This is a genomic window from Polaromonas sp. P1_G4, from assembly GCF_056405475.1.
This window is the reverse complement of the sequence record NZ_JBFUCA010000010.1, coordinates 1-19,441: the sequence shown is the minus strand read 5'-3', so window position 1 is coordinate 19,441 and position 19,441 is coordinate 1. Positions and strand designations below refer to the sequence as shown.

The window sequence follows — 19,441 nt, the reverse complement described above, 5'->3', positions numbered from 1 at the left end:
ACATCCTTGCGGATGTAGTTGGCCATGACCTTGCTGCTGGGCGTGATGTCCCACGAAGCGCCGATCATCTGCGCCGCCACCTTGCTGCGCGACAGCGCATTGCCCTCAAAGTTGTCACGGTTGTAAACCGCCCAGGCCCGGATCTCGCCGAAGTCGTAGGAGCCCACCAGCATCCACTTGTTCCTGAAATCATTGAGCAGGGCGCCGCCGCGTTTGCTGTCCCTTCCGTAGCCGACGCCCAGGCCCAGCGGGCCGCCGCCTTCGCCGTAGCTCAGCGAGACATCGGTCTGCTTGTAGTCGCTTTCAAAGCGGATCGGGCCGGCCGCGGTTTCCGGCAGGCCTTCACCATTGAAGTAATGGCCGGCGCGGAAAACGAAGTTGCTGATCACCGGGCTGGCGTAGCCGATGGCATTGGACACCCGGGTGCGTGCATTGAAGATGGAGGAGCCAATCGCGGTGGCGCCGGCATCGTGGATGACGTACTCGACATTGCGGCCCAGGATCGCGTAGATCGGCGTGCGGCTGGGTGCGGCCGAGTCAATGCGCCCGATGTTGACCACCCCGAAGTCGCCGCCAATTCCCACGAACGAATTGCGGTACATCGGCGAGGTCGTCGCCCCGGTGTCGGAAGAGATCGCAGCCTCGATCCCGAAGAAGGCCTTGAGCCCTCCGCCCAGGTCCTCGGTTCCCTTGAAGCCGAACCGGGACGCGTTGCCCGTGATGAGCGTCTGCGAGACCGAGCCGGTCTTCGAGTTCTCGAAGCTCGTATCCATCTTCCCGTAGATCGTTACCGTGCTTTGCGCCAACGCGGCAACGGGTGCTATTGCACCGGCAGCAACCGCTGCCAGGCAGATCATCTTGTAATTCATTCCTCACTCCTCAAAGTTTTCTATAGATAGCGGGAGCCCAATCACCGCCGTATGGATATTCGCGGGCAAAGTTCGCCCAGGCCCGAGAAGATTTCGTCTTCCACGGGGCAGCAACTCACAGGTGCGTGTATGTGCGCGTCAACCGTCTGGCTGCGGCAGCGTGGTGGGGTGGTGAAGGTTCATGCGCGGCTATTCCAGAACAATCTTGTTGGCCTGAGCGACATCCTTGAAGAACCGGATGCGTTGAATGACTTCCTGCCGGTATTCGGCGGGGCGCACGTTCTCGGGCAGCATCGCACCGCGTTTGCGCCAGGCTTCCAGCGTGTCCTTGTCGCGAAGAATGGTGCGTACCGCGTCGTAGAGTTTCTGGATGATGGCCTCCGGCGTTTTTGCCGGCGCTGCCAACCCCGTCCACGACGTGAGGTTCAGGTCGGGCAGCTTGAGTTCGTCGAAGGTGGGAACATCAGGCAACTGCGGTGCGCGCAGCGGCGAGGCGACGGCCAGTGCGCGCAGGCTTCCGCTCTGCAGCATGGCCAGGTTGGAGGGCAGGTTGTTCCACGTCAGCTGAACCTGCCCCGAGAGCAGATCCGTCAGTGCCGGTCCGGCGCCCCGGTAGGGAATGTGCGTGATGAACAGGCCCAGCTTCGACTTGAGCAGCTCCATGCTCAGGTGTGCCACCGAGCCGTTGCCCGACGATGCGTAGTTCAATTTGCCGGGGTTGGCCTTGGCGTAGCGTACAAATTCGGCAAAGGTCTTGACCGGGAGCTTGGCGCTGGCGACCAGCACGTTCGGCAGCCTGTCGATCAGCGTGATGTAGGCGAAATCGTTCACTGCGTCATAAGGCAGGTTGGGTGACACCGCCGGATTGACCACATGGGTCGACTGCGAAGTGACGACCAGCGTATAGCCATCGGGCGCGGCCTTTGCAACAATGCCGGTGCCAATGGCGCCACCTGCGCCGGCCTTGTTGTCGATCACGACCGGCTGGCCCAGCAGCCTGCCCAGTTTGTCGGCCATGGCGCGTGCTGAGATGTCCACCGCCCCGCCCGGCGGGAACGGCACGATGAGGGTAATGGGACGGCTCGGGTAAGCCTGCGGCTGGCTGAATGCCGGGCACGCCACCGCGCTCGCCGCGCCGGCCGCTATGCCCAGGAATTTGCGACGGCTTGGGATGGTGATCATGCTGTGTCCTTGATGTTGACGTGGCGTTTCGGGTGAGTGGTTTCTTCCCTGATGTACCCCGCGATGGCCTGCAGCACCAGGTGAATGCGCTTCTTGAGTTCAGGAAACTGCCGCTTCGGCTCGCGTGTTGTTTCGTTGAGGTAGAGCGACCTGTTGATTTCGATCTGCAGGCTGTGCTGTCCGTGTGCGGGCCGGCCAAGAGTGCGCACCAGGTCTTGCCCCGCATAGGGGTCGTTCAGTGCGACGGTGTAGCCTTGCCGCTTGAACTCGTCCCCGACGAAGTCAGCGAAAGCCGCGCTGCAGCTGGCGCCATGCAGGTTGCCCAGCACGATGTCGGCCAGCGGCTTGTCCGGCAACCCCAGGCGCACATACGCGTTGCTCGGCATGGAATGGAGGTTGAGGTGCCACCGTTCACCCTGCGGGGTGCTTGACTGGGCCAGCGCGTCCTCCAGCGCATGGCGATACGGCCGCCAGCAGCTTTCAATCCGGTGTTTGATTTCGCTGGCATGAAGCCGGCGGCTGTAGATCGGCTGTAGTGTCGGAGTCTTGCTGAACACCAGGCCGTTACCCAGCCGCAGGCAGGGTTGAGAAGGGGCCACTGGCTCAGCCCACTCTCCGTCCAGCATCGCAAGGTCGATGTCGTCCTCGCTGCGGTTGGGGTCGATATAGCTGCGCGGAAACGTCGCGTGCACCAGCGTCGCGCCGACCAGCGGCGCCGCGTCCCAAAGTTGCTCGATCAGCGTGTCTTCGCATTGCCGCAGTTGCTGCAATTCAATGGAAAAATCGAAGTCCTGCGGATAGTAGGTGCCGCTGTGGGGGGAGTCGCACACCAGTGCGATGGGATCAACGACGGGTCGGACGACTTTGACGGGTTCGGCGCGGGACATGGTTTGGCTCATGGCGGGTAGTGTGGCGCCGCGAGTGCTGCGCGACAAACGACAATTTCAAAGCTGCTGATTAGATGATCTAATAGGGCCATGAAATTCAAGTCGCCGTCGCTGGCCGAACTGCACGCGTTTCTTGGGGTCTGCCAATTGGGGAGTTTTCGCCGCGCGGCGGAAGTTCTCTCTGTCACGCAGGGCGCCGTCAGCCAGGCCATCCTGCGCCTGGAACAACGGCTCGGCTGCAGCCTGTTCGACCGTCAGCAGGCGGGCGTTGTGCCCACAGTCCGCGGGCGCGAATTCCAGAAGCTGGTCGAAACCCATGTCGCCGGGCTGGAGGCGGCGGTCACCCAGTTCGGCGGAGAGTCATCGCAACACAAAGTGCGGGTGAGCGTCATACCAACCCTCGGAACGCGCTGGCTGGTCCCCAGGCTCGCGCAATTCAAGTCCTTGAATCCCAATGTTGAGGTGGAGCTGCGCCAATTTCATTTCGACGAGGACTTCAAGCGCGACGACGTGGACCTGTGGATCGCGCTCAGGCGTCCCGGAAGGAGGTGGCCACGCGGTATCCGTGGATGCTATCTGCTGGGCAACGAGATCACGCCCGCATGCACACCCGCACTTGCGCGAAGCATTCAGCATCCGCGGGATCTCGCGGCGCATACCCTTCTTCATCATATCAACTACCCCGACAACTGGGCCGTGTGGATGGAGGGTGCAGGTTTAAAGCAGCCCAAGCCAGCATTGGGCCCGGGGTTCGATCTGGGCAACAACCTCATCGTCGCGGCATGCGCCGGCATGGGAGCCATCGTCATCCAGCCGTGCCTCATCGAGAGCGAACTCGAAAGCGGCAAGCTGGTCCTGCCCTTCGACACCCGGGTCCTGATCGCGCGCGGCTATTACCTTTGCCAACGATCAGCTGCCGCCCACAGTAATCGCGCCGTTGAAGCGTTTGCCTCATGGCTGCAAGAGCAGGCCGGCAACACGGCCGGCGCCTGACCTCTCCCAGGCGCTGCGATCAGGCTGCGCCGGCCCCGTCCTCGCGGGCCGGCAGGCCCATGCCCTTGGGCAATCCCTCGCGCAGTGCTTCGATAAAGCGGCGCAGCTTGGCCGGATAAAAATTCGAATAGGGGTAGATCAGGTAGACCGGCAGGGGCTCAGCACACCACTGCGGCGCCAGGTGCAGCAGCCGGCCTTCGGCCACGTCGCCCGCCACCAGCCAGGTCGAAGCGATGCTTGCGCCCAGGCCCAGCAGCGTGGCGTTGCGCAGGGCAAACAGGCTGTCCGTGCCCAGGCGCGGCTGTATTGCAAAGCGGTGCTCTTCGCGGCGCTGGTCGGCGTGGCGGCGGATCAGCACCACCTCGTTGCGGTAGAACGTTTGCAGGGCCAGCCAGGGCAGGGCCTGCAGACCGGTGGGATGCAGCGGCGGCGGTTTGTTTTGCAGCAATGAGGGCGCTGCCACCACGATGCGCCGGACTTCAGCGATCTTCACAGCCACCAGGGAGGGGTCTTCCACCGTGCCCACATGCACCGCGCAGTCGATGCCCTGCGTGATGAAGTCGGGCGTGCCGTCATGCAGCAGCCACTCCACCGTGACGCGTTCGTGGCGCCGCAAATAGTCGACCACCGGCCCCACCAGCTGCTGCTGGCCCAGCGCATGCGGTACCACCACACGCAGCGTGCCCTCCGGCACTTCCTGTGTGCCGCGCAGGTCGGCCTCAAAAGCCCCCCAGTTGCCCAGCAGCTCCTTGGCACGGGCAAAGCAGCGCTCGCCACCCTCCGTCAGTTTCATCGCGTGGGTGGAGCGCTGCAGCAGCTTCAGGCCCAGCGAACGTTCCAGCGCCTGAAGGCGCCGGCTGACTGTGGGTTGCGTGGCGTTCATCTGCGCTGCGGCGGCGGACAGGCTGCCCGCCTCCACGATGCGCACAAAGGTCTGCATGAGTTCGATCCGGTCCGGTGCGGTTTTCATGAGGTACCCCAGGTTGCTTATGCGTTTTGCGTATGACCATTGTGCCCAATAGCAGCCTTCACAGCGCAAAACCTCACCCGCATACTCGCATCCTGCCTCAAATCGGGATTTTCCTCATGACTTCTACAGCTAATACGCATGACCAGACCGGGCCCGGCTTGCCGTTCCCATTGATTCTCCTGCTCGCCACCGGTGCCGGCCTGGCCGCAGCCTCGCTCTATTACAGCCAGCCCATGCTGGCCTTGCTGCTTGCTGAGTTCCAGTCCACGCCCGCCGCCATCGGCCTGGTGYCCACGCTGACCACGCTCGGTTATGCGCTGGGCATAGGACTCCTCGCGCCGCTGGGCGATCGCTATGACCGCCGGCGCATCATCCTCGGCAAGGCCGCCGCTCTGGTGCTGGCGTTGCTGCTCGCCGCCGCCGCGCCGTCCGTGGCGGTGCTCGCACTGGCCAGCCTCGCGATCGGTCTTGCGGCCACGCTGGCGCAAGACATCGTGCCGGCCGCCGCCACACTCGCACCCGAAGCCCGTCGCGGCAAAACCGTGGGCACGGTGATGACCGGCCTGTTGCTGGGCATCCTGCTGTCGCGCGTGGTGGCCGGCGTCGTGGCTGAGCAGTTCGGCTGGCGCAGCATGTTTGTGGGCGCGGCCCTCAGCATTGCGCTGCTGGGCGTGGCGGTGTGGCGGCGGCTGCCGCGCTTTGAGCCGACCACGCAGCTGCCCTACCTGGCGCTGCTAGGCTCGCTTGCCACGCTGTGGAAGCGCCACGGCGCGCTGCGCCGCGCGGCCACCGCACAGGGCCTGATCAGCATCGGCTTCAGCGCCTTCTGGTCCACGCTGGCCATCATGCTGCACGCCGAGCCCTTCAACCTGGGCAGCGGCGCCGCTGGCGCCTTCGGTGTGGCCGGTGCCGCCGGTGCGCTCGCAGCACCGCTGGCCGGCCGCATCGCCGACAGCAAAGGCCCTGAAGTCGTCACCCGGCTGGGCGCTGTGCTGGTCGCCGCCGCTTTCATCGCCATGGCCTGTGGCCCCAACCAGCTGTGGCTCATTGCGCTGGGTGCAGTGGTGTTTGACCTGGGCGCGCAGGCCACGCTGATTGCTCACCAGACCATCGTCTACGGCATTGAACCCGCCGCGCGCAGCCGGCTCAATGCGGTGCTGTTCATCGGCATGTTCAGCGGCATGGCCGGCGGTGCGTGGCTGGGTAGCGTGGTGCTGGCGCACGCCGGCTGGCAGGGCGTGTGCGTGATGGCCGCGGTATCGGGTGCGGCAGCACTGGTGGTGCGAATGTGGCCAGCGAAGAAACTGGTGCGCTGCGCCGCGTGAAAACGACGCTGAACCGTCAAGCCTTTTTGGGAATCGTGGCCACCATGCCCGCCGTGCGTGCCCTGACCTCCGGTGTCGCCAGGCAGGTCATCACCGCCTCGTAGCCCGGCGCGCCGGGATAGGGCGCGACGCGAACCGGCGGGCTGTGGTTGGCCGGGCAAAGGATGACGGCTTCCTCCGCGCCCATCGCCGCCAGATCCAGAATCGACGACGAACGTGTCATCAGGAAAAGCGGGCGTGCGCCAAGCCCGGCGCGTTGGCGCAGGTAGATGATGAGCGCTTCCTGCGTGGCCTGGTCCAGCCCTTGCTCCACCATGTCGACCACAAAGACGGCGGGCCCTTCGGCTTCCAGTCCCGCCAGCAGCGCGGTCAGTGCTTCCGAGGCTACAGCTCCTTCATCCACCAGCCACGCCAGTGTCCTGTCAACACGCTGCTTCAATGCAGCATCCTTGTCCGTGTTGTCCAGCCGGTCCAAACCCAGAAAGACCGCATTCGGCAGCCGCTCAGCCAGCAGCATCGCCAAACGAGTCTTGCCGCTGCCAAGCGGCCCGATGATGTAGTTCAGTGGGCGTATGCCGGCAAGCTCAAACCACTCGCCGCCCCAGGGCCAGGGCAACTCAAAACCCACGCTGAATTTGGCATAAGGATGAAGCACACGCGCCAGCTCCCCCTGGCCCGGCGMCCTGCCGCGAAGAAGGTCCGCACGCAACGTGCGGACCTTGCCTATCGTGTCTACGAGTTCGCTCACTTGCGATTCGAGCGCCACCTCGYGCAAGGCAAGCGCAGGCTCCAGGCTTTGCGGGTCACCCACAAAAGCCTCTGCCACCTGAGCCAGGCTCAGGCCCAACTTGCGCAGCGTCACCACCTCGGCGGCACGCGCCATCGCGTCGGGACCATAAATCCGGTAGCCGGTGGCGGCGCGCTCCGGTGTTACCAGGCCGCGCTGTTCATACAGCCGCAAGGCTTTGATCGATACGCCAAGCCGCCTGGCCGCTTCGGAGGCGCCTGGGTGTGCGCGGGGAGAATTCATGAGAGACCTCTGGGTTGCTTCAGCATTGCTTTTGAACTTTCAGCATCATGAAGGCGGACCCAGGGGCCAAGTCAACAGGACATTGAAAAACTCAGGCCATCAGCGCTTCTTTCGGAAAATCCGTCGAAGCCGACAGCGCCTTCCAGGCCTTCACCTCGGCCTCCACAAACGCATGCTTGTCTGCAATCACTTTCAGCGTGTCGGTGCCCATCGGCAGGCGCAGCGGTGGGGTGTCGGCCTCCACCAGCTTCAGCATCGCCTGCGCCAGGCGCAGCGGGTTGCCCGCCTGGTTGTGGTTGATCTCTTTAGCAGCTTCGCGCACCCTGCCTGCGCTTTGGGCGTAGTCGTCCAGAATGCGCGGCGACACCGCAAGTGAGGCGTTGTCCAGGAAGTCGGTGCGGAAGTAACCGGGCTCCACGGTGGTGACGTGAATGCCCAGCGGTGCCAGTTCGCCATGCAGCGCTTCGGTCAGGCCTTCCACCGCAAACTTGGTTGAGCAGTACACGCCAAAGCCCGGGCCCGACTGGTAACCACCCAGCGACGAGATGTTGATGACGTGGCCGCTGCGGCGCGCACGCATGGCCGGCAGCACAGCGCGTGTCACGTTCAGCAGGCCGAACACATTGGTTTCGTACAGGCGCCGCACCTCGTCGCCGGTGGCTTCTTCCACCGCGCCCAGCAGGCCATAGCCCGCGTTGTTGACCAGCACGTCGATGCGGCCAAAACGTGCCAACGCGGCTTGCACGGCGGCCGCCGCCTGTGCTTCGTCGGTCACATCCAGCGGCAATGCCAGCAGCGCAGCGCTGGCGGGAAATCTTTTTTGCACTGAGGCGGCGTCGCGCGAAGTGGCCACCACCGCGTCACCGTGCGCCAGCGCCGCTTCGGCAATGCGCGCGCCAATGCCGCGCGCCGCGCCGGTGATCATCCAGATACGTTTGAAGTCAATCTTTGCATTCATGGTCTTGCCCCTAAAAAATGTTGCTGAGGAGGGCAATGTAGGTTTTTGATTAAGTGTTGAATAGCCCACAATCGGTGAGTTCATAATCAAGCTAATCGTGACAATTAGGGGCTTGCTCCCCGTAAAACCGCCAGGAGCCGCCATGGCCTTCAATGAATTGCGCGCCGTTTCCACCTTCGTCAGGGCCGCCGAACTCGGCAGCCTGCGCCAGGCCGCTGCCGCCCAGGCCATCACACCTCAGGCCGCCAGCCAGGCGCTGGTCCAGCTTGAACGGCACCTGGGCGTGCGCCTTTTTCACCGCACCACGCGCAGCCTGAGCCTCACCGAAGAAGGCGAGCAGTTCCTGCAGGCCGCGCAGCCCGGCCTTTCGACGCTGCAGCGGGCGTTGCAGGGCGCCCGCCGCACCCGCGAAGAAATCGCCGGGCCGCTGCGCATCGTCGCGCCGCGTTCCATCATGCTCGAGGTGTTGTGGCCTGTGCTGGAGGAATACTGCCGCCGCTACCCGCAGGTGGATCCCGATATCCAGATGGACGACCGCATCGGCAACTGGGTGGAAGACCGTGTCGATGTCGGCTTTCGCGCCGGCGCGCCGCCCGCGGGCGGCATCATCTCGCGCCGCATCCTGCCGCTGCAACTGGTGGTGTGCGCGTCACCCGCCTACATCGCGCAGCATGGCGCGCCCCAGACCATCGAAGACCTGGCCGGGCACCGCTGCACGGGCTTTCACCACACGGGCACCGGCAAGACCATGCCTTGGGAATTCAAGGTGGGTGAAGAAGTGGTGGCCCGTACCGTCGCCGCGTCCTTCCTCACCAATGACGTGGACCTTGAAGCCCGCGCTGTCGTGGCCGGCCAGGCCATCGGCCAGCTGATCGGCGCCACCGCTGCGCCGCTTGTGCGCGCCGGCCGGCTGGTGCCGCTGCTGACGCAGCATGTCACCGGGCATCTCGGCCTCTATGTCTACTACGGTAGCCGTAACGCGCAGCCTGCCCGTGCGCGGGCCTTTATCGACCTGGCGGTGGAACGGCTGGTTGGCAACACGCAGTTTTACCTGGAGCCGCATGAACTGCGGCCCCATGCCGCCGCGCGGAAAACGCGCCGCGCCCGCGCGGCCGGCTGACGCGCGGGTGTCGCGGCATCAGCGCCGCGCAGACATCTCTTTCTGTATCTTTCTTATCCATCCGTTTGCGTGCAGCCGTTTTCTTGGCGTCGCCTACAGCTGCGTTAGCCCACGGCTGACGCGCGGCAGGCCGATGTGGGAATAGATTGGGGGCCTGTACGGATGCATCAGGAAGAATAAAAAGTGTCAGCTATCCCGCGCCTTCGCTCCGCCTTTTTCACCGGCCTGGTGCTCGTGCTGATGGGAGGGGTGCTGGCCTTGCCGGGCATCTGGCTGGTGGTGCTGGGAGGTTCCTGGTATTACCTGGTGGCCGGCCTCGCATTTATATTGACGGGCATGCTGTTGATCCAGTACGGACCGATAGCATTGTGGACCTATGCACTCTTGCTGGTGGGCACACTGGCATGGGCGTTGTGGGAAGGTGGGCTCGACTGGTGGCCGCTGGCTGCGCGCGGTGGAGTGCCGTTTCTCATTGGCCTCTTCCTGCTCACCCCCATGCTTGCCCGTGCCATGCAGTCCGAAGCGCCGGGCCAATCCGGTGTGCGCGCCGGCCAGTGGGCGCTGGGCGCCGCGCTGGCGCTTTTTCTTGTGGCATCGGTGGCGACCTGGCTGCATGATGCGAATCGTGTGACGGGCATGCTGCCGCTGCCGCCCACCGGCGCATCGGCCGCGCGCCCGGCTGATGCCGTACCTGCCGGCGAATGGCATGCCTACGGGCGCACCGGCCAGGGGCAGCGCTATTCGCCGCTCAGCCAGATCACCCCTGACAACGTGGAAAACCTGGGGCTGGCGTGGCAGTACCGCACCGGTGACATGCGCGGCCAGCCGGGTGACCCGGCAGAAACCACCTTCGAGGTGACCCCGCTGAAAGTGGGCAACCGGCTTTTCCTGTGCACACCGCACCAGTCCGTCATTGCGCTGGACGCCACCACTGGCGCGGAAGCCTGGCGCTTCAATCCCGAGATCCAGGGCAAGCTCGCACTGCAGCACCTGACTTGCCGCGGCCTGTCTTACCAGCCGCCTGCCCCTGCGACTGCGGCAGCTGCCGCAGCGTCCATCGACTGCCCGGCCAAACTGTTCATGCCCACGGCAGACGGCCGCGTGATCGCCCTCAACCCCGACACCGGAAAGGTCTGCCCCTCTTTCGGCGGCGGCAAGGGGCAGATCGATCTTTGGGCCGGCATGCCCAACGTCAAGCCTGGCGCCTATTACTCCACCTCACCGGTGGTGGTCACATCCAGGCTCATCATCGTGGGCGGCACGGTGCTCGACAACGTGTCCACCAAAGAGCAGTCCGGCGTGATCCGTGCCTATGACATCAACACCGGTGCGCTGGTCTGGAACTGGGACTCGGGCAAGCCCGACGCCACCGCCCCGCTTGCGACAGGGCAAACCTACACCGCCAATTCGCCCAACAGCTGGTCCATTTCCAGCGTCGACGAAGCGCTGGGCATGGTCTATGTGCCGCTGGGCAACCAGCCGCCCGACCAGTGGGGGGGCCAGCGCAGTCCTGCCGTCGAAACCTATTCGTCGTCCGTCGTCGCGCTGGACCTGGCCACCGGCAAGGTGCGCTGGAACTTCCAGACCGTGCACCACGACCTGTGGGACTACGACGTGCCGGCCCAGCCCAGCCTGGTGGACCTCACCGTGGGCGGCAACCGGGTGCCCGCGCTGGTCCAGCCCACCAAGCAGGGTGAGATCTTTGTGCTGGACCGCCGCACCGGCACACCGCTTTTGCCCGTGGTGGAAACACCGGCACCGCAGGGCGCTGCACAGGGTGACCGCACCGCGCCCACGCAACCGAATTCGGCACTCTCATTCAACCCGCCGCCGCTGACGGAACGCGACATGTGGGGCGCCACCCTGTTCGACCAGCTCTATTGCCGCATTGCTTTTCACCGGCTGCGTTATGAGGGCCGCTTCACGCCGCCTTCCACGCAGGGCTCGCTGATCTATCCCGGCAACTTCGGCGTGTTCAACTGGGGCGGCGTGGCGGTGGACCCGGAGCGGCAGATGGTCTTCGCCACACCGACCTACCTGGCCTTTGTCTCCAAACTCGTGCCGCGCACGGACGACACCAGCCTCATGGTGCAGGGCAAGGAGCGGCCCGAAGGCAGCCTGCCCTCGCTCAATGAAAACTTCGGTGCGCCCTTTGCTGTCAAGCTCAGCGCGTTTGTGTCGCCGCTGGGCATTCCGTGCCAGGCGCCGCCCTGGGGCTACGTGGCCGGCGCCGACCTGACGACGGGCGCCATTGCCTGGCAGCATAAAAACGGCACCGTGCGTGACCTGGCCCCCGTGCCCCTGCCTTTCCGCATGGGTGTGCCCAATCTGGGTGGGCCGCTGACCACGGCGGGCGGCGTGGCCTTCCTGTCCGRCACGCTCGACTATTACGTGCGTGCCTACGACGTGAACACCGGCAAGGAAATCTGGAAGAGCCGCCTGCCCGCCGGCGGCCAGGCCACGCCCATGACCTACACCGGCGCAGATGGCCGGCAATACCTGCTAGTAGTGGCCGGCGGCCATGGGTCACTGGGGACGCGTGCGGGGGACTATGTGCGGGCTTATGCGTTGCCGCGCTAGTTGAGCCGCTCCTATCCGGCCCGGCTCATGACGTCGGCAACCCAATCCACGAACACGCGCACGCGCGGCGACAGTTGCCGGTGGTGCGGGTACAGCACCRACACCGGCATGGGCGCGGGCCGGAAAGCGGCCAGCACTTCAACCAGTGTGCCCGCCTCGAGTTGCGCGGCCAGGTGGTAGCGCGGCACCTGGATAAAACCCAAGTGCGCGGCGCAGCAGGCTTTGTAGGCGTCGGCGTCCGTCACCGCGACCGGGCCCTTGAGCTGCACCTGACGCGGCGCGCCGTCCACGATGAAGTCAAAGGGCAGCGCCTTGCCGGTGCGGCTGGATAAAAAATTCACCGCGCGGTGCCCGCGCAGGGCCTCCAGTGTTTCGGGCGTGCCGTGTTTTGCCAGGTACTCGCGGCTCGCGCAGGTCACCTGTTCGAGCAAGGCCACGCGCCGCCCCACCATGCTGGACTCGGCCAGCTCGCCCACGCGCAGCACGCAGTCCACTCCCTCGCGCACCAGGTCCACCAGCCGGTCGCCCATGCCGATCTCCAGCTCGATGTCCGGGTAGCGCTCAAAAAAATCACCAATCACCGGCAGCAAAAAATGCTTGGCCAGCGTGCCGTGCAAATCCACCCGCAGCTTGCCGCGCGGCTTGCTGCCCGTGTTGACAAAGGCCGACTCGGCTTCCTCCAGGTCGGTCAACAGGCGCAGGCAGCGCTCGTAATACGCCGCGCCGTCCTGCGTGGGGCTGACATGCCGCGTCGTGCGCTGCAACAGCCGCGCGCCCAGGCGTTTTTCAAGCTGCTGCACCGCATGCGTCACCGTGGCGCGCGGCAGCAGCAGGTCGTCGGCCGCCTTCGTAAAACTGCCCAGCTCGACGATGCGGGTGAACAGCTGCATCGAATGAAAACGGTCCATAACGCGTGCTTCTATTGTTGGTATTTATTGAACAATGATGGCAAGTTTACGGTATTTATCGTGTGTGGATTGAATAGAACAATACCTTCACTGGCTCACCAAAGGCGCACAACACACGCAGCACCCCGGGCGGTCAGAACCAACCCACTTTTAACCATCAGGAGTTTCAAATGACCGCTTCCAGCAACAACGCCACCCAGGTGGCCATCGTCACCGGCGCCTCGCGCGGCATAGGCGCGGCCGTCGCTCGGCGCTTGGCACAAGAGGGCTACGCCGTCGTCATCAACTATGCCGGCCAGGCTGAAGAAGCCCAGGCCGTTGTGCAGTCCATCATGGCCAGCGGCGGCCAGGCCGTTGCCGTGCAGGCCGACGTCGCCAGTTCCGCCGCCGTCACGCAGCTGTTCGATGACAGCATCCAGGCCTTTGGCCGCGTCGATGTGCTCATCAACAACGCCGGCATCATGCCGCCCAGCCTGCCGGCGCTGGCCGACACCGACGACGACACCTTTGACCGCCTCTTCGCCGTCAACGTCAAGGGCACATTCAACACCCTGCGCGAAGCCGCCGCGCGCCTGCAGCCCGGCGGGCGCATCGTCAACTTCTCGACCAGCGTGATCGGTCTGGCCCTGCCCGGCTACGCGATCTACGGCGCCACCAAGAGYGCGGTGGAAACCTTCACCAACATCATGGCCAAAGAGCTGCGCGGCAAAAACATCCGCATCAACGCGATTGCTCCCGGCCCTACGGCCACTGCGCTTTTCCTCAACGGCAAAACGCCCGAGACGATTGAGCGCATGTCCAAGATGGCGCCGCTCGAACGCCTGGGCACGCCGGAGGACATCGCCAGTGCGGTTGCTTTCCTCGTGAGCGACAACGCGGCCTGGGTCAACGGCCAGACGTTGCGTGCGAATGGTGGCGTCGTCTAAGCGCACGTACTTCTACAAGCCATCAAGCACTCTTTTCAAACCCTTTCCAGAAAGACACACATCATGAAATCCGTCATCCTGGTCACCGGTGCATCCACCGGCATCGGCCACCTCACCGTCCGCTCACTGGCCCAGGCCGGCCACACCGTCTACGCCAGCATGCGCGACATCCAGGGCCGCAACGCACCCAAGGTGCGTGAGCTGCGCGATTGGAGTTTTGCCAACGGCTTCGATCTGCGTGCTGTTGAGCTCGACGTGCTGTCGCAAGCTTCCGCAGACGCCGCCGTGGCGCACATCATGGCCGAGCAAGGTCGCCTGGACGTCATCGTGCACAACGCCGGCCACCTGGTGGTCGGGCCCGCCGAGGCCTACACGCCCGAAGAAATCGTCAAGGTGCTGGACACCAACTTCCTGGGCAGCCAGCGCGTGAACCGCGCTGTGTTGCCGGTGATGCGCAAGGCCGAAGCTGGCTTGGTGCTGTGGGTCAGCAGCAGCACGGTGCGCGGCGGCTTCCCGCCTTTCCTCGGCCCTTACGCCGCCGCCAAGGCTGCGATGGATTCGATGGCCGTGACCATGTCGTACGAGCTCGCCCGCTTCGGCATCGAGACCTCCATCGTGGTGCCCGGCGCCTTCACCAAAGGCACGGCGCACTTCCCCAGCGCTGGCAAGCCGGCCGACGAAGCGGTCACGGCTGCTTACGCGCGCTACGACGGTGTCATGGACAAGGTCGGCGAACGCCTCTCGGCGCTGAGCCCCGACCACGCCGACCCGCAAGCCGTGGCCGACGACATCACCCGCATCGTCGGCCTGCCCGCCGGCACGCGGCCTTTCCGCTCGGTGACCGACTTCATCGACGACGGCGCCGGTGAAGTCACCGTGGTGGCCGAACGCGTGCGCGAAGAGTTCGCCCACCGCATCGGCATCGCCGACATGCTCAAGCCCACGGTGCGCCGCACGGCTTGATGGCCTTCATCACACGGTCCGGCTTGAGCCCGGGCCCTGTGGTGCCTCTTCACCATTGATTTTCAGGAGCTTCACCATGCAACCCGCTGTCGTCCTCGCTCTCGCCCGCATCCTCATGGCCCTGGCCTTTATCGGCCCGGGCGCTTCGCACTTCATCGAATCCGTACGGCTGCGCAACTACACAGCCGCCGCCATAGGCGCAGTCGAAGTCGCCGCCGGCCTGGCGCTGGCATTCGGCTGGCAGGTGCGCTGGTTCGCGCTGGCCGCCGCGACTTTTCTCGTGGTGGATGCGTTCATCGCGCACGGCTTCTGGGCCGCCACACCGCAAGCGCTGCGCAACCAGCTGCTGCATTTCTTCAAGAACATTGCGCTGGCGGGCGGCTTTGTGCTGCTGGCTTCAGTGTCGCGTGAGTTTTAAGTGAAATTGGCCTGCAGCTCAATCAGTGCACTGCCTTGTATCTATCTTTTTGGTAGCGTCTGCATGCCGAACCCACCCTCGCGCTACACCGCCGTCTTGGCCCATTCACGCGGCGAGACACCGGTCTTCTGCACAAAAAGCCGCGACAGCGCCGACGCATTGGCATATCCCAGCTGCGCGGCAATGGCCTTGAGTGATTGGCCATTGCGCAGCTCGGCCTGCGCAATGGCCAGCCGCCACGTCGCCAGATAGTTCGCGGGCGTTTGCCCCACTTTTTGTTTGAACAACGGTGCAAACGCACTGCGCGACATGCCGGCCGATTGCGCCAGGCCTTCAAGGCTCCATGCATGGCCCGGGTTTTCATGCACCGCCACCAGCGCGCGCGCCAGGCGCGGTTCGGCCAGCCCGGCCAGCAGGCCCTCGGGAGGGCTGCCTTCTTCCGGATGGTCCAGCAGCCAGCGCAGCAGTTGCAGCAGCAACACCTCAAATAATCGGTCGGYCAGCAGCCGCTGGCCGCAGCGCACCTGCGCGGTCTCGGCAAACAGCAGGGCCAGCGTGTGCTCCAGCCCCGGTACGCGCGCCAGCGGCAATACCACCAGGGCCGGCAGCGCACGCGCCAGCGGGTGGCTGGCGCCGCCGGCGAATGCCAGCGTTGCGCAGGTGAAATCAGCGCCCTCCACCGGTGCATTGTGAAAGTCGTGCGCGAGCGGACGCGGGTAAAACACCAGGCTGGGCTCGCTCACCTTCACCCGCCTGGGCGCACCCGTTGCCGCGCGGTGCGTCACCACCATGGTCCCGCGACGCATCACGTGCAAAAAGCCCAGCCCGGCCTCTGGCGTGAAGCGCGTCACGCCGCACAGCGGCCCGTTGTGAAACATGTGGGCCCGCACGCGAAAGCGTTCCATCAGGGCGGAAAGCCGGTCAATTCCTTCGGGGGGCGTGGTCATGGTGTGGGACTGGGTTGAGGCTTGTTTTGGATGATAAGGATGATTTGATAGACGAATTCATCCAATAAGTCCTGATTGTCGCGTGAAACTTCTTCCTGTGCAGCGAGCGCACCTACACGCCCCGCCGCGCGAAACGTCATCCCTCAACCGCGACTCTTCAACCTCCAAAGGACTTCACATGTCACGCATTCCATTGATCGACCGTAACGCCACCTCCGCCGATCGCAAAGCCCTGCTCGATCAGGTCACCCAAGCCTTCGGTGCCACGCCCAATATGTTCAAGGCCGTCGCCAATTCACCCGCCGCGCTCAAAAGCATGTGGGGCTCGTTCGGCGCGCTGGGGGGCGGTGTCATCAACGCCAAACTGGGCGAGCAGATCGCTGTGGCAGTGGCCGACCGCAACGCCTGCGAATACTGCCTGGCCGCGCACACGGCCCTGGGCCGCAAGGCCGGCGTCAGTGCTGAAAGCATGGCCGCTGCGCAGCGCGGTGAATCCGCCGACCCGGCCACCGCTGCGGTGCTCGCGTTTGCACTCAAGCTGGTGAATGAACGCGGCAACGTGTCCGGGGCCGATGTGCAGGCCGTTCGCCAGGCCGGCTTCACCGATGAGCAGATCGTGGAAATCCTCGCGCATGTGGCGCTCAACCTTTTCACCAACTACGTCAATGTGGCGTTTGCGGTGCCGGTTGATTTCGCGCCCGTCAGGCTGAGCCGAGCCGCTGCCTGACGCTTTACCACCCGGGTCTTTGACCCGACGTGCGCGGTCTGCTGCATGCAGGCCGCGCTGAAAGTATTTTTGAAAGCTTTCATGCAAACCAAAAATTATTCTCCCGCACCCGCCTGGCACATCGCGCACTGGCTCAACACACCGTTGCCCATCACCCTCGAATCCCTGCGCGGCAAGGTCATCGTCATGCACGCCTTCCAGATGTTGTGCCCGGTCTGCGTGAGCCACGGCCTGCCGCAGGCCATAGCGATACGCCAGGCATTTCCCGAAGCATCGGTTGCCGTCATCGGCATCCACACCGTGTTCGAGCATCACCGCGTGATGAACCATGAGGCGCTGCAGGTATTTGTGCATGAGCAGCGTCTGCGTTTTCCCATCGGCGCGGACTTGCCTGCAACGGACGGCCCCATCCCGCAAACCATGGCGGCTTATCAGTTGCGCGGCACACCCAGCCTGGTGCTGATCGACAGGCAGGGTCGCTTGCGGTTGAGCCACTTCGGGCACCTGGACGATCTGGCCGTCGGTTCGGCCATAGGGCAACTGCTGGCCGAGACGGCTGGCGAAGTCACGAATACAGTTTCGTCCCCGCCGCAAATTCCGCCTTGAACACTTCGGCCACCCAGTCAGCAAAGGCGCGTACCTTGGCCGTCAGGTGGCGGTTGCGCGGGTACAGCACCATCATCGGCAGCGCTTCGGGCTGCCAGTCGGGCAGCACGCGTACCAGTTCGCCGCTGGCCAGCAGCGCGCAGGTGCGGCGTGTCAGCGGCGGCTGCGACAAACCCAGCCCGGCCAGCACCGCACCCATGTGGCTGTCGGCGTCGTTGCAGCTCACCCAGTGCGGGCGGTGAATTTGCCGCACGTCACCGTCCCTGGAAAACTCGAACGGAAACACCCGCCCCGTCTTGGCAGAATGAAAGTTCACAAAGCGGTGCTGCTCCAGGTCTTCCAGGGTCTGCGGTGTGCCGTACTGCGCCAGGTAAGAAGGCGCAGCGCAGGTCACTACCGTCAGCCGGCCCAGCGGCCGCGCTACCAGCGTTTCGTCGTGCACCAAGCCGCCGCGAATCACGCAGTCCACGCCTTCGGCCACCAGGTCTACCGGCCTGTCGGTGCTGCCCAGTTCCAGCACCATGTCGGGGTAGCGTTTGAAAAATTCCGGCAACGCCGGTGAGATCACGTGGCGGCCCACCGCCGCCGGCACATCCACCCGCAACCGCCCGGCCGGCGTGGCCACGGCCCGGCGCAGTGTGCCTTCCAGCTCGCCCATGTCCTGCACCATGGCCTGCGCGCGCTGGTGGTACAGCGCGCCGTCGTCTGTCAGGCTCAAGGTGCGCGTGGTGCGGTTCAGCAGGCGCACTCCCAGGTGCGCTTCAAGTTCCTGCACCACCGTCGTCACCCGGGCCTTGGGCATGTGCAGCGCGGTGGCTGCCGCGGTAAAGCTGCCCAGGTCCACCACGCGTGTGAAGACTTCCATCGCCCTGTAGCGATCAACGCTCATGATTTCGCCCTTATTGTTCTTTAAATCACTAACAGTTAGTTTATTGAATGGCAGTTTATTCTTTTAATTCAAACCAATACAGTTCATTCACCTGCTCACTTATCTGCCCATTCCAACACTGATCCACTTTTTAAGAAAAGGCTCCCCATGAACACGAATATCCTTTCTCCCACCCGCCTGGGCTTTCGCGGCCCGCAATCCGTCTCCGCCATCGGCCTGGGCGCCATGGGCATGTCGGGCATGTACGGCGCCCACGACGAGGCGCAAAGCATCGCCACGATTCACGCCGCGCTCGACGCCGGCGTCAACCTGATCGACACCGGCGACTTTTACGGCATGGGCCACAACGAGATGCTGATCGGCCGGGCGCTGAAAGGCCGGCGCGACGAAGCGCTGATCTCCGTGAAGTTCGGCGCGCTGCGCGACCCGTCTGCCGGCTGGATCGGCATGGACGGCCGTCCCGCAGCGGTGAAGAACTTCCTGGCCTACACGCTGCAGCGCCTGGGCACCGACCACATCGACATCTACCGCATCGCGCGGCTCGACCCGAATGTGCCGATCGAAGAGACCATAGGCGCGATGGCCGACATGGTCAAAGCCGGTTACGTGCGCCACATCGGCCTCAGCGAAGTCGGCGCGCAGACCATCCGCAAGGCGCACGCGGTGCACCCCATCAGCGATTTGCAGATTGAATATTCGCTGGTCAGCCGCGGCCCCGAAGCAGAAATTTTCCCCGTGCTCAAGCAACTGGGCATCGGCGTCACGCCCTACGGCGTGCTGTCACGCGGGTTGCTGTCGGGCTCCAAACCCACGGGGCCTGGTGACTTCCGCGCCCACCTGCCGCGCTTTACCGGCGACAACGCGGTGAAGAACCAGCAGCTCGTCGATGTATTGCATCAACTCGCCGCTGGCATGGGCGCCACGGCATCGCAAGTGGCCATTGCCTGGGTCATCGCACGCGGCAAGGCCCTCGGGGTCGACATGGTGGCGTTGGTCGGTTCCCGCAAGCCAGGCCAGCTTGATGAAGCGCTGGGCGCGTTGAAGCTCAAACTCAGCGCCGAAGACCTGCAGCGCATTGAAGCCGCGCTGCCTGCCGACGCGGTGGCCGGCACACGCTACGACGCTTACCAGATGGGCCACCTG

The 19,441-nt window shown here is 64.6% G+C and carries 19 protein-coding genes; 10 read left to right on the top strand and 9 right to left on the bottom strand.

The annotated features are described in order from the left end of the window. The 3 genes from AC1D1X_RS01240 to AC1D1X_RS01230 form a co-directional block, all read right to left on the bottom strand. Positions 1–869, bottom strand: an 869-nt coding sequence (locus AC1D1X_RS01240) for a porin (protein WP_477697709.1), incomplete at its 3' end; no start/stop codon positions are given. Positions 870–1,058: 189 nt separating this feature from the next. After that, entirely contained in the window at positions 1,059–2,051 is a 993-nt protein-coding gene (locus AC1D1X_RS01235; protein ID WP_477670499.1) for a Bug family tripartite tricarboxylate transporter substrate binding protein, read from the bottom strand. Continuing rightward, positions 2,048–2,938: an N-formylglutamate amidohydrolase gene (locus tag AC1D1X_RS01230; protein ID WP_477670500.1), complete on the bottom strand. Its 891-nt coding sequence runs from the start codon at positions 2,936–2,938 to the stop codon at positions 2,048–2,050. Before AC1D1X_RS01230 ends, AC1D1X_RS01235 begins: the two co-directional genes overlap by 4 nt. 90 nt (positions 2,939–3,028) lie before the next feature. Here AC1D1X_RS01230 and AC1D1X_RS01225 point away from each other — a divergent pair, with 90 nt between their 5' ends. Beyond that, a complete protein-coding gene (locus AC1D1X_RS01225; protein WP_477670501.1) occupies positions 3,029–3,931 on the top strand; it encodes a LysR substrate-binding domain-containing protein in 903 nt (300 codons plus the stop codon). Positions 3,932–3,950: 19 nt separating this feature from the next. On the opposite strand, the gene AC1D1X_RS01220 is transcribed toward AC1D1X_RS01225, so the two are convergent. Next, a complete protein-coding gene (locus AC1D1X_RS01220) occupies positions 3,951–4,901 on the bottom strand; it encodes a LysR family transcriptional regulator (RefSeq protein ID WP_477670502.1) in 951 nt (316 codons plus the stop codon). Positions 4,902–5,017: 116 nt separating this feature from the next. Here AC1D1X_RS01220 and AC1D1X_RS01215 point away from each other — a divergent pair, with 116 nt between their 5' ends. Then, positions 5,018–6,226, top strand: coding sequence for an MFS transporter (locus AC1D1X_RS01215; RefSeq protein WP_477697708.1), 1,209 nt, complete (start codon positions 5,018–5,020; stop codon positions 6,224–6,226). A 16-nt stretch (positions 6,227–6,242) separates the two neighbouring features. On the opposite strand, the gene AC1D1X_RS01210 is transcribed toward AC1D1X_RS01215, so the two are convergent. Both AC1D1X_RS01210 and AC1D1X_RS01205 read right to left on the bottom strand, forming a co-directional pair. Next, positions 6,243–7,256, bottom strand: a complete 1,014-nt coding sequence (locus tag AC1D1X_RS01210; RefSeq protein ID WP_477697707.1) for a MerR family transcriptional regulator — start codon at positions 7,254–7,256, stop codon at positions 6,243–6,245. 91 nt (positions 7,257–7,347) lie between these two features. After that, the gene (locus AC1D1X_RS01205) at positions 7,348–8,214 is read right to left on the bottom strand and encodes an oxidoreductase (RefSeq protein ID WP_477670505.1); all 867 of its coding nucleotides are present in this window, start codon (positions 8,212–8,214) and stop codon (positions 7,348–7,350) included. A gap of 142 nt (positions 8,215–8,356) precedes the next feature. On the opposite strand from AC1D1X_RS01205, the gene AC1D1X_RS01200 reads away from it, so the two are divergent. Both AC1D1X_RS01200 and AC1D1X_RS01195 read left to right on the top strand, forming a co-directional pair. After that, complete coding sequence (locus AC1D1X_RS01200; RefSeq protein ID WP_477670506.1) at positions 8,357–9,334, top strand: LysR family transcriptional regulator; 978 nt, start codon at positions 8,357–8,359, stop codon at positions 9,332–9,334. A gap of 183 nt (positions 9,335–9,517) precedes the next feature. Then, positions 9,518–11,914 carry a glucose/quinate/shikimate family membrane-bound PQQ-dependent dehydrogenase gene (locus AC1D1X_RS01195; RefSeq protein WP_477697706.1) on the top strand — a complete coding sequence of 799 codons (2,397 nt, stop codon included), beginning with the start codon at positions 9,518–9,520 and terminating at the stop codon, positions 11,912–11,914. An 11-nt stretch (positions 11,915–11,925) separates the two neighbouring features. On the opposite strand, the gene AC1D1X_RS01190 is transcribed toward AC1D1X_RS01195, so the two are convergent. Continuing rightward, positions 11,926–12,822, bottom strand: a complete 897-nt coding sequence (locus tag AC1D1X_RS01190) for a LysR family transcriptional regulator (RefSeq protein ID WP_477697705.1) — start codon at positions 12,820–12,822, stop codon at positions 11,926–11,928. Between the two features lie 170 nt (positions 12,823–12,992). Here AC1D1X_RS01190 and AC1D1X_RS01185 point away from each other — a divergent pair, with 170 nt between their 5' ends. The 3 genes from AC1D1X_RS01185 to AC1D1X_RS01175 all read left to right on the top strand — a co-directional run bounded on the left by AC1D1X_RS01185 (position 12,993) and on the right by AC1D1X_RS01175 (position 15,129). Further along, the gene (locus AC1D1X_RS01185) at positions 12,993–13,748 is read left to right on the top strand and encodes a glucose 1-dehydrogenase (RefSeq protein ID WP_477670509.1); all 756 of its coding nucleotides are present in this window, start codon (positions 12,993–12,995) and stop codon (positions 13,746–13,748) included. 63 nt (positions 13,749–13,811) lie between these two features. Beyond that, complete coding sequence (locus AC1D1X_RS01180; protein ID WP_477670510.1) at positions 13,812–14,711, top strand: SDR family oxidoreductase; 900 nt, start codon at positions 13,812–13,814, stop codon at positions 14,709–14,711. 76 nt (positions 14,712–14,787) lie between these two features. Further along, positions 14,788–15,129: a DoxX family membrane protein gene (locus AC1D1X_RS01175; protein WP_477670511.1), complete on the top strand. Its 342-nt coding sequence runs from the start codon at positions 14,788–14,790 to the stop codon at positions 15,127–15,129. 83 nt (positions 15,130–15,212) lie between these two features. Here the strand turns inward: AC1D1X_RS01175 and AC1D1X_RS01170 are convergent, their stop codons facing one another. Beyond that, positions 15,213–16,076: an AraC family transcriptional regulator gene (locus tag AC1D1X_RS01170; RefSeq protein ID WP_477697704.1), complete on the bottom strand. Its 864-nt coding sequence runs from the start codon at positions 16,074–16,076 to the stop codon at positions 15,213–15,215. Between the two features lie 178 nt (positions 16,077–16,254). Between AC1D1X_RS01170 and AC1D1X_RS01165 the strand changes: the two genes are divergently transcribed. Continuing rightward, positions 16,255–16,803 (top strand): carboxymuconolactone decarboxylase family protein, encoded by a 549-nt coding sequence (locus AC1D1X_RS01165; RefSeq protein ID WP_477670513.1) that lies wholly within the window; start codon positions 16,255–16,257, stop codon positions 16,801–16,803. An 81-nt stretch (positions 16,804–16,884) separates the two neighbouring features. After that, a complete protein-coding gene (locus AC1D1X_RS01160; protein WP_477670514.1) occupies positions 16,885–17,409 on the top strand; it encodes a peroxiredoxin family protein in 525 nt (174 codons plus the stop codon). Here the strand turns inward: AC1D1X_RS01160 and AC1D1X_RS01155 are convergent. Then, complete coding sequence (locus AC1D1X_RS01155; RefSeq protein ID WP_477670515.1) at positions 17,369–18,298, bottom strand: LysR family transcriptional regulator; 930 nt, start codon at positions 18,296–18,298, stop codon at positions 17,369–17,371. The genes AC1D1X_RS01160 and AC1D1X_RS01155 overlap by 41 nt on opposite strands. 147 nt (positions 18,299–18,445) lie before the next feature. Between AC1D1X_RS01155 and AC1D1X_RS01150 the strand changes: the two genes are divergently transcribed. Continuing rightward, a partial coding sequence (locus AC1D1X_RS01150; RefSeq protein ID WP_477697703.1) for an aldo/keto reductase occupies positions 18,446–19,441 on the top strand: 996 nt, incomplete at its 3' end.